General features: G+C 69.9%; 5 protein-coding genes and 1 pseudogene. All 6 read left to right on the forward strand.

From position 1 onward, the window contains the following. Positions 1–106 precede the first annotated feature (106 nt). Positions 107–1,837, forward strand: a pseudogene (locus tag G6048_RS44225) (FtsK/SpoIIIE domain-containing protein); the annotation flags it as partial. A 393-nt stretch (positions 1,838–2,230) separates the two neighbouring features. Continuing rightward, complete coding sequence (locus G6048_RS44230; protein WP_165345269.1) at positions 2,231–3,616, forward strand: ABC transporter substrate-binding protein; 1,386 nt, start codon at positions 2,231–2,233, stop codon at positions 3,614–3,616. Positions 3,617–3,625: 9 nt separating this feature from the next. After that, positions 3,626–4,978, forward strand: coding sequence for a carbohydrate ABC transporter permease (locus G6048_RS44235; protein ID WP_165345270.1), 1,353 nt, complete (start codon positions 3,626–3,628; stop codon positions 4,976–4,978). 116 nt (positions 4,979–5,094) lie between these two features. Further along, positions 5,095–5,898, forward strand: a complete 804-nt coding sequence (locus tag G6048_RS44240; protein WP_206342889.1) for a carbohydrate ABC transporter permease — start codon at positions 5,095–5,097, stop codon at positions 5,896–5,898. Between the two features lie 166 nt (positions 5,899–6,064). Continuing rightward, positions 6,065–8,413 carry a bifunctional glycosyltransferase/CDP-glycerol:glycerophosphate glycerophosphotransferase gene (locus G6048_RS44245; RefSeq protein WP_165345271.1) on the forward strand — a complete coding sequence of 783 codons (2,349 nt, stop codon included), beginning with the start codon at positions 6,065–6,067 and terminating at the stop codon, positions 8,411–8,413. 60 nt (positions 8,414–8,473) lie between these two features. Further along, on the forward strand, positions 8,474–9,372 hold an 899-nt coding region (locus tag G6048_RS44250; protein ID WP_165345272.1), incomplete at its 3' end, for a class I SAM-dependent methyltransferase.

Here is a 9,372-nt window from a genome sequence, read left to right on the forward strand (position 1 = left end):
GCATACGAGATTTATTCGAGTCTCGTGGGCTCGAGATGTGTATAAGAGCCAGACCCACCTGGGAATCCACTTCGACGGCGGACAAACCGACGGTGCCCCCGGAGGACGAGGCCGCGACCGTCGCCCCTCCTGGGCGCAGGACGACGAAGCCGGTGCCTGGGCCGGGCCGTACACCGTCGTCGTCGTGGACGGTGACCCCGGGCCCGCTGCCGTGCGGGAAGCCGTGTCGCGGCTGGCGGTTGAAGGGCCTCGGGTCGGGATCCATGTTGTGTGTCTTGCCGAGACGGCGGCCGCGTCGCCCGCCTCGCCGGTGACGGAGACGTACGAAGCGGCCTGTGCGGCTTCGTCGGTGTTCCGGGACTGCGGAGCCGTCGCCCTGCTCAGCGGGGACGTGGCCACGGCGCTGCGGCTGATGCGGGTCGCACCGGGCGCCCCCGAAGGCGCCGCACGCACCCAGGCCGCGGAGCTCCCCCGGGGACCCGTCGGCCATGGCACCGTGGCCGCCGTCGACGCGGTGTCCACGGCCTGGGCCGAGCGGTTCGCACGGGCGCTGGCCCCGTTGCGTACGGACGCCGTCCCCGGCGAGCGGCACGCGCGCGTGTCCGCGCCGTTGCCCCAAGCGGCGCGGCTGCTCGACGAGTTGGGGCTGGCCCGGGCCACCCCGGCGTCCCTGATGGCCCGTTGGGCGGACGCCGCCGACGACACGGAGGCGCTCGGCGGGCGCGCGGTCGCCGTGCTCGGCGCCGGGCCACGCGGGCCGGCGAGCGTGGACCTCGCCCAGGAGGGCCCGCATCTGCTGATCGAGGGGCCCTCGGGCAGCGGACGTACGGAGCTGCTGCGCTCCGTCGCCGCGTCGCTCGCCGCCGCGGAGCGGCCCGACCGGCTGGGCATCGTGCTCATAGACGGGTGGGACAGCACCGGGGCCGGCACCGCCGCGCGCGGCGACGGTCTGCGGGTCTGCACCGACCTGCCCCATGTCACCACGCATCTCGCGGCCCATGACCCGGTCCGTATGCGGGAGTTCGCGCAGTCCCTCACCGCCGAGCTGAAGCGGCGGGCCGAGCTCCTCGGCCGCCTCGACTTCGCCGAGTGGCACGGGCGCCAGCGGCTCCAGAGCCGCATCGTGGGCCAGCGCTCGGCGAGCGGTTCCACCAAAGCACCCCCCGGAACCAGCGCACCCCCCGGAGCCACCACGCGCCAGCGAGCCGCCACCGCCCAGCCCACCCCGGGCGCCGGCGCCGCCGACCTGGACGCACCCCCGAGCTCCACCCTCCGCCTGCGCCCCGCCGCGGAGCGGCAGCGGGCGGCGGCGGACGCGGGTCCCCCGCTCCCCCGGCTGGCCGTGATCGTCGACGACCTCGACGCGCTCCTGTCCCCCGCGCTGGGCTCCCCGGGACGCCCCGCCGCCGGTTCCGTCGTACGGGCCCTGGAAGCCGTCGCGCGAAGCGGTCACCGCCTCGGGGTGCATCTGGTGGCGGCCACCGCGGGCGGTGCCCGTACCGCCGAGACGGAGCTGGCCCGGCAGGCCGCCCTGCGTATCGCCCTCGAAGCGCCCTCGTCCGGCGCGGAGGATCCCGCCCCGGGACGGGGACGCCTCACCGGCCCCCGCGGCCGGTCGACCCCCTTCCAGGGAGGCCGCGTCACGGGCCGTATCCCCCGTACGTCAACGCTGCGCCCCACGGTCGTCCCCCTCGAGTGGGACCGAATGGGCGACCCGCCCGCCCGTCGCCCCGTACGCGAATTGGGCAACGGCCCGACGGACCTGGCCCTCCTCGCCAGCGCCCTGGAGAGAGCAGCCCGCTCCGTGTCGGCCACGGAGGTGCCCTCGCTGCTCTGACGCAGCGCTGAGCAGCTCCTGAGCTGCTCTGAGGCCCTGAAGTCACCCTCGAAGCCGCTCTGAAGTCGCTCTCCAAGCCACTGCAGAGGTCGCTTCCGAGCCACCTCTGAAGTCGCTCTCCAGGTCGCCCTCAAAGCCGCTCCGAGGTCGCCCCAAAGTCAGCTCCAAGCCCGCAATTCTGTACAGCCCTCAACCACCTAACGGCTCCTTACAACCGCACACGACTCCACACAAGACTCCATTCGACTCCATCCGCATGAGCGCACGTCACGACGCGGTTACGATCACGCACTTGACACCGCAGGCGCTCTTGCCGACGCCAAGCAGGCAGGCGTACACCAAGAGCGCACGGGACAGCAGCGCTCGGACGTTCGACGGAGAACGGGGCAAGTCATGCGCAGCACTCTTCGTACACGCAGGCCGAACAGGAAAGGCAGGGCCACGAAGGCCGCAGCCGCCGTCGTCGCGGGGGCGATGGCGCTCGCCCTCACCGCATGTGGCGGCGACGGCAACGACGATTCAGGAAGCGACGGCGGCGAGAAGGAAAAAGCGGCCTCCGTGAAGCTCCCCAAGCTCGACGGCCAGAAGCTGGAGGTCGCGGCCGTCTGGACCGGCCCGGAGCAGGAGAACTTCACCAAGGTCCTGGAGGAGTTCGAGAAGCGGACGGGCGCCGACGTCAGCTTCGTACCGACCGGCAACAACACCTCCACCTTCCTGGGCACGAGGATCCAGGGCGGCAAGCCGCCGAACGTGGCGTTCCTGCCGCAGGTCGGCGTGCTCCACCAGTTCGCCGACAAGGGCTGGGTCAAGCCGCTGGGCGCCGAGGCACAGGCGCAGCTCGACAAGAACTTCTCGGCGGGCTGGAAGGACCTGGGCGCGTACAAGGACAAGCAGTACGGCGTCTACGCCAAGGCCGCCAACAAGTCCCTGGTCTGGTACAACACCGCAGCGTACGAGGCCGCCGGGATCACCGAGGAGCCGAAGACCTGGGACGAGTTCGTCCAGACGGCGCAGACCTTGTCGGACGCGGGTTCGCCCGCGGTGTCCGTCGCCGGGCAGGACGGCTGGACCCTCACCGACTGGTTCGAGAACGTCTATCTCTCGCAGGCCGGACCGGAGAAGTACGACCAGCTCGCCCAGCACAAGATCAAGTGGACGGATCCCTCCGTGAAGGAGGCCCTGACCACGCTGGCCCAGCTGTGGGGCAAGGACGAACTGATCGCGGGCGGCCGGGACGGCGCGCTGCGCACGGAGTTCCCCAAGTCGGTGACGAACACCTTCTCCGGTGACACCCCGGCCGCGATGGTCTTCGAGGCCGACTTCGTCGCGGCGAACATCAACGCCGACACGGACGCCAAGATCGGCACGGACGCCAAGGTCTTCCCGTTCCCGGCGGTCGGCAGCGAGTCGCCGGTGGTCAGCGGCGGCGACGTGGCCGTGGCCCTGAAGGACGACAAGGCCTCGCAGGCCCTGCTGACCTTCCTCGCGTCGACCGACGCGGCCGAGATCTGGGCCGCACAGGGCGGCTTCGTCTCCCCCAACAAGGAGATGGATCTCGAGACCTACAAGGACGATGTGACCAAGGACATCGCCGAGGCGCTGCTCGCCGCGGGCGACGACTTCCGCTTCGACATGTCCGACCAGGCTCCCGCCGCCTTCGGCGGCACCCAGGGCCAGGGCGAGTGGAAGGCGCTGCAGGACTTCCTGAAGGACCCGTCGAAGGTGGAGGACATTCAGCAGCAGCTCGAAACGGCCGCCACCAAGGCGTACGAGGGCTGACGGCAGCTGATGTCGTCCCAGGTGGCGATGGCGGGGGGCTCCTCGGGTCCGGTGCCCCCTGCCCGGAAGCGCAAGAGCGTGATGGGCACCCGGCCGTGGGTGGCGGGACTGTTCCTGCTGCCCGCGCTGGTGCTGCTCGGCGCGCTCGTGGTCTACCCGATCGGGTACTCGGTCTGGCGAAGTCTGTTCGACGCCGACGGCTCGTCCTTCGTCGGCATGGAGAACTACGGCGACATCTTCACGGACGACGCGACCTTCACCGCCGTCAAGAACACCGCGATCTGGGTCGCGGTGGCCCCCGCCCTGGTCACCGGGCTCGGGCTGATCTTCGCCGTGCTGATGGAGCGGGTGCGCTGGTCGACGGCGTTCAAGATGGTCATCTTCATGCCGATGGCGATCTCCATGCTCGCGGCGGGCATCATCTTCCGGCTCGTCTACGAGGCGGATCCCGACCAGGGCGTGGCCAACGCCGTGGTGGTGGGGGTGCACGACACCTTCGCCGAGTCGTCCGTCTATCCCAACGCACGCCCGTCGCCGGAGAGTGATCTGAAGGCTTCCGGGGGCGGCGCCTTCACGACGACGGACACGGTGAGGGCGGGGGTTCCGGCCCTGCTCCCGCTGGTCGGCATCGCACCGAACAAGCTGCCCGGCGATCCCGTGGACGCCCAGCCCGCCGAGTCCGCGGGCGACGAGGTGTCCGGCACGGTCTGGCTGGACTTCCGGCTGGGCGGCGGCGGCGAGAAGGGCGCCATCGACGCGCGCGAGAAGGGCCTCTCGGGCATCAAGGTCGAGGCGGTCAAGGACGGCGAGGTCGTGGCGTCCGCGAAGGCCGCCGACGACGGTACGTTCAGGCTGCCCACGGAGGCGGACGGTGCCCAACTCCGGCTGCCCGCCTCGAACTTCGCGGCGCCCTACAACGGCGTCGACTGGCTCGGCCCGAGCCTGGTCACGCCGGCCATCATCGGCGCGTACGCCTGGATGTGGGCCGGTTTCGCGATGGTGCTCATCGCGGCAGGTCTCGCGGGAGTGGACCGCAATCTTCTGGAGGCGGCCCGGGTCGACGGGGCCAACGAGTGGCAGGTGTTCCGCAGGGTCACGGTGCCCCTGCTCGCTCCGGTCCTCGTGGTCGTACTGATCACGTTGATGATCAACGTGATGAAGATCTTCGACCTCATCTTCATCATCGCGCCGCAGCCCACCCAGGACGAGGCCAATGTGCTGGCCCTCCAGCTCTACAACGCGGCGTTCACCGGGAGCGGCGACCTCGGCCTCGGCAGCGCGATCGGCATCGTCCTGCTGCTGCTCGTCCTGCCGGTGATGATCGTCAACATCCGCCGACTGCGAAGGGAGCGCCGACGGTGACCGCACCCTCCGTACCCGTGAAGGAACCGAAGGAACCACTGGCGGCCGCCGAACCGGCCGGGCGCCCCGAGCGTTCGCTCGTCTCGCGGCTCGCGAGCGGCGCGGCCGGCGGCGTGATGCGGATCTTCCTGATCCTGATCGCGCTGCTCTGGGTGACGCCGACGGTCGGTCTGCTCGCCTCGTCGTTCCGCGATCCGACGGACATCGCCGATTCCGGCTGGTGGACCGTCTTCAGCAAACCGGCGCAGCTCACCACCGAGAGCTACTCGACCCTGCTCGGCAAGGAGGAGATCACCGACTCCCTGCTCAACACGATCTGGATCACCGTTCCGGCCACCGCCCTGGTGATCGTCATCGGGGCCATGGCCGCGTACGCGTTCGCCTGGATGGACTTCAAGGGCCGCGACTGGTGGTTCCTGGTCGTCGTGGCGCTGCTCGTGGTGCCGGTGCAGGTCGCCCTGATCCCGCTGTCCGCCCTGTTCGGCGACCTCGGGATCTACGGCAGCATCACCGGCGTCGTCCTCTTCCATGTGGGCTTCGGCCTGCCGTTCGCGATCTTCCTGCTGCGGAACTTCTTCGCGGAGATCCCCCGTGAACTCCTCGAGGCGGCACGGCTCGACGGCGCGGGCGAGCTGCGGCTGTTCACCACCGTGATCCTGCCGCTGGGCGCGCCCGCCATCGCGTCCCTCGGCATCTTCCAGTTCCTGTGGGTGTGGAACGACATGCTGGTGGCGCTGGTCTTCTCGGGCGCCGACTCAAAGCCGCTGACGGTCGCCCTGACCGAGCAGACCCGGCAGTTCTCCGGCAACATCGAGACGCTCGCGCCCGGCGCGTTCATCTCGATGGTGATCCCGCTGGCGGTGTTCTTCGCGTTCCAGCGGCAGTTCGTGTCCGGTGTGATGGCGGGCGCGGTGAAGTAGCGCTTCTGGCGGTGAAGCAGCACTTCAGGATGATCTGTTGAGGGGCGGCCGGTACCGGCCGCCCCTCAACTCACTCCCGACATCCCCCATATGCCACATCTGGCGTAACCACGTCACCCCTTCGGCCGTTTCCGAGCAGTCTGCCGCGCCGACCCATGGATGTGACGTGCCCCGGTTCAGTGTCATCGTCCCCGCGTACAAGGTGCAGGCCTACCTGCACGCCTGCCTGGCCTCCGTTCTCGAACAGTCCTTCCCGGACCTCGAGTTGATCGCCGTCGACGACTGCTCGCCGGACGCCTGCGGCTCGATCATCGACGAGCTCGCCGCCCGCGACCCGCGCGTACGGCCCGTGCACCTCGAGGAACACAAGGGCCGCGGCCACGCCCGTAACACCGGTCTGGAGCGCGCGAAAGGCGACTACCTGGTCTTCCTGGACGGCTCCGACACCCTCACCCCGCACACGCTGCACGCGATCGCCGACCGGCTGAAGGAGACCGAAGACCCCGACGTCCTGGTCTACGACTACGCGCGCACCTTCTGGACGGGCGAAACCGTACGCAACGTCCAGGCGGCGCAGCTCACCGAGCGCGGCAAGGCGCCGTTCCGGCTCGACGACCGGCCGGGGCTGCTCAAGGTGCTCATGGTGGTGGGGAACAAGGCGTACCGCCGGGAGTTCATCGAGCGGGAGGGCTTCACGTTCCCTCCCGGCCACTACGAGGACACGCCCTGGACGTACTCAGTTCTGATGGCCTCCGAGACCATCGCGACGCTCGACCGCGTCTGTGTCCACTACCGCCAACGACGCCAAGGGAGCACGACCGGCAAGCTCCGCACGACCAGCACCACAGGGACCACAGCGACCACCAGCACCACCGGCCGGGGCCACTTCGACATCTTCGACCAGTACGACCGTGTCTTCGCCCATCTCGACGCCCACCCGGAACTGGCGCACTGGCGCCCCGTCCTGTTCCGCCGCATGGTCGACCATCTCTCGGCCGTGTTCCTCGGACGCGACCGGCTGCCGCGCCGCTCCCGTCCCGAGTTCCTGCGCAAGGCCCGCGCCCACTACGCCCGTTACCGGGTGCCGGGTGCCCGCCTCCCGGCCCGCAACTGGCTGCGGCACGTGCTCATCCGCCTGGGCAGCCACCGCACGTATCGCACGCTGTGGGCGGCGGCGCTGCTGAAGAGACGGGTGACGGAAGGCGTCACGGCGGCGCTCCATGCCGTACGGGCCGCGGCGCTGCGACTGCACTACCGCGTCCAGCTCCGGCTTCCCGTACGGGCCGACCACGCCGTGTTCTCCAACGGCAACGGACGCGCTTACGGCTGCAACCCGGCGGCGCTCGAGGACGCGTTCCGTACGTACGCCCCGGGCATCAGCACCGCGTGGATCGCGGCGCCCGAGCACCACCACACCGTCCCGACCGCGACGCGCAAGCTGACCCCGGACACGGCCGCGTACTGGACGGCGCTCGCCCGCTCCAAGTACCTCGTCGGCAACGTCGACTTCGACCGCAGGCTGGTCAAGCGACAGGGGCAGATCCTGGTCCAGACGCAGACGGGCACGCCGCTCAAGCGCATGGGCCTGGATCTCCAGGACCGCCCGGCGGCGGCCCGCGGCACCGACTTCGCCGAGCTGCTGCGCGGCGTCGACCAGTGGGACTACTGCCTGTCCGGCAACCGCCACTCCACGCTCGTCTGGGAGCGCGTCTTCCCCTCCGGCTATACGACGCTCGAGTACGGCCAGCCCCGCAACGACGTGTTCCAGCGGGCGACTTCGGCGGACGTGACCCGGCTGCGCGAGACGCTCGGCATCCCCGAGAACGCGGTGGCGATCCTGTACGCGCCGACGCACCGCGACTACCGCCGCTCCCAGCCCAGCATGCTCGACCTGGAGCGCATTCTGCGCCAACTCGGCCCCCGCTTCGTGCTGTTGACCCGCGCACATCCCTCGTACGGGCAGCCGCTGGCCCGCAGCGGCGGCCGGCTGATCGATGTGTCGGGGCATCCGAGCGTCGAGTCCCTGTGCCTGGCCTCGGACGCGCTGATCACCGACTTCTCCTCCCTGATGTTCGACTATGCGAATCTCGACCGGCCGATCGTGATCCACGCGAATGACTGGGCGGCGTACGAGGCTGCCCGTGGCACCTACTTCGATCTGCGCGCGTTCCCGCCGGGAGTCGTCGCGCGCAGCGAGGACGAACTGATCGACATCTTCGCGACCGGCCACTGGCGCGGTTCGCGCTCCGCGCAGCTGAGGGCCGCGTTCCGGGAGCGCTTCTGCCCGTACGACGACGGGCGGGCCGCCGAACGTGTCGTACGCCGGGTCGTGCTCGGCGAGACCGCCGGGCTGCCGGCCGTGGTGCCGCTCGACGAGCGCCATCCCGTGCCGTCGGTGGAAGACGGCATTCCACGGGCGCTCGATTCCGCCCGAACCGGGGATTATCCGACCGCCTCACCACCGGCAACTGTTTCGACACCCGGAGTTTCCGTTCCCGTCGTTGACACCCCCTGAAGGCCTCCGATCCCATCCCTGAACACAGAAAATCCAAAGACCCCGCTGTACGGAGTACACATGACCTCCAGCACCACCGAGCTGCCCCGTCCCAGGACCCTGTCGGACGTCAAGGGCTGGTTCCGTGCCGTCGATCAGCAGCTGTTCGACTGGTTCCTGTCCAGGCAGCTCGACAGCCAGCAGACCGGCAATCTGCTGGAGCTCGGCGCCTACATGGGAAAAAGCGCCATCTTCATGGGCTCTTACCTGCGTGACGAGGACACGTTCACGGTGTGCGACCTGTTCGACTCCCCCGCGGAGGACACGGCCAACAGCAAGGAGATGAACAAGTCGTACTCGACGCTGACCCGGCGGGCCTTCGAGGCCAACTACCTCGCCTTCCACGAGGAGTTGCCCGAGATCATCCAGGCGCCGAGCCAGGTGGTCGCCGACCGTGTCGAGGACAAGAGCTGTCGCTTCGCGCACATCGACGCCTCGCACCTGTACGAGCACGTGAACGCGGACATCGCGGCGGTACGCGACATCCTGCTGCCCGACGGCGTGGTCGTCCTCGACGACTTCCGCGCCGAGCACTGCCCGGGCGTCGCCGCGGCCACGTGGGGGGCGATTCCCACGTTCGACCTGCGCCCCATCTGCATCACGGGCACCAAGTTCTACGGCACGTGGGGCGACCCCGAGCCGCTGCGCGACGCGCTGCTGGAGTGGCTGGCGGGCCGTGACGACATGTGGCACGAGGTGCAGCAGGTCGCCGGGTACGGGCTGATCCGGATAACCGGCCAGAAGGCGACCGAGCCGAAGCAGCCGGTGTCCAAGTACGCGGGCGAAGAGCCGAAGCCGGCCACCGAGGCCCCCAAGTCCGCGCCCGCCGCAGCGCGGGGTCGAGCTTCTCGAACCACGCCTGGTAGTCGGCGAGCGGCACGCGCGCCGGCGCGGCGGCCAGCTGATCCTCCGTCAACCAC

Origin of the sequence: Streptomyces ureilyticus (assembly GCF_011045025.1) — a bacterium.
Taxonomy (GTDB): Bacteria; Actinomycetota; Actinomycetes; order Streptomycetales; family Streptomycetaceae; genus Streptomyces; species Streptomyces ureilyticus.

What these genes read in the sequence shown, in the direction of transcription:
- G6048_RS44230 (WP_165345269.1), top strand. Translation starts at nt 2,231, where the DNA reads ATGCGCAGCACTCTTCGTACACGCAGGCCGAACAGGAAAGGCAGGGCC.
- G6048_RS44235 (WP_165345270.1), top strand. Translation starts at nt 3,626, where the DNA reads ATGTCGTCCCAGGTGGCGATGGCGGGGGGCTCCTCGGGTCCGGTGCCC.
- G6048_RS44240 (WP_206342889.1), top strand. Translation starts at nt 5,095, where the DNA reads ATGCGGATCTTCCTGATCCTGATCGCGCTGCTCTGGGTGACGCCGACG.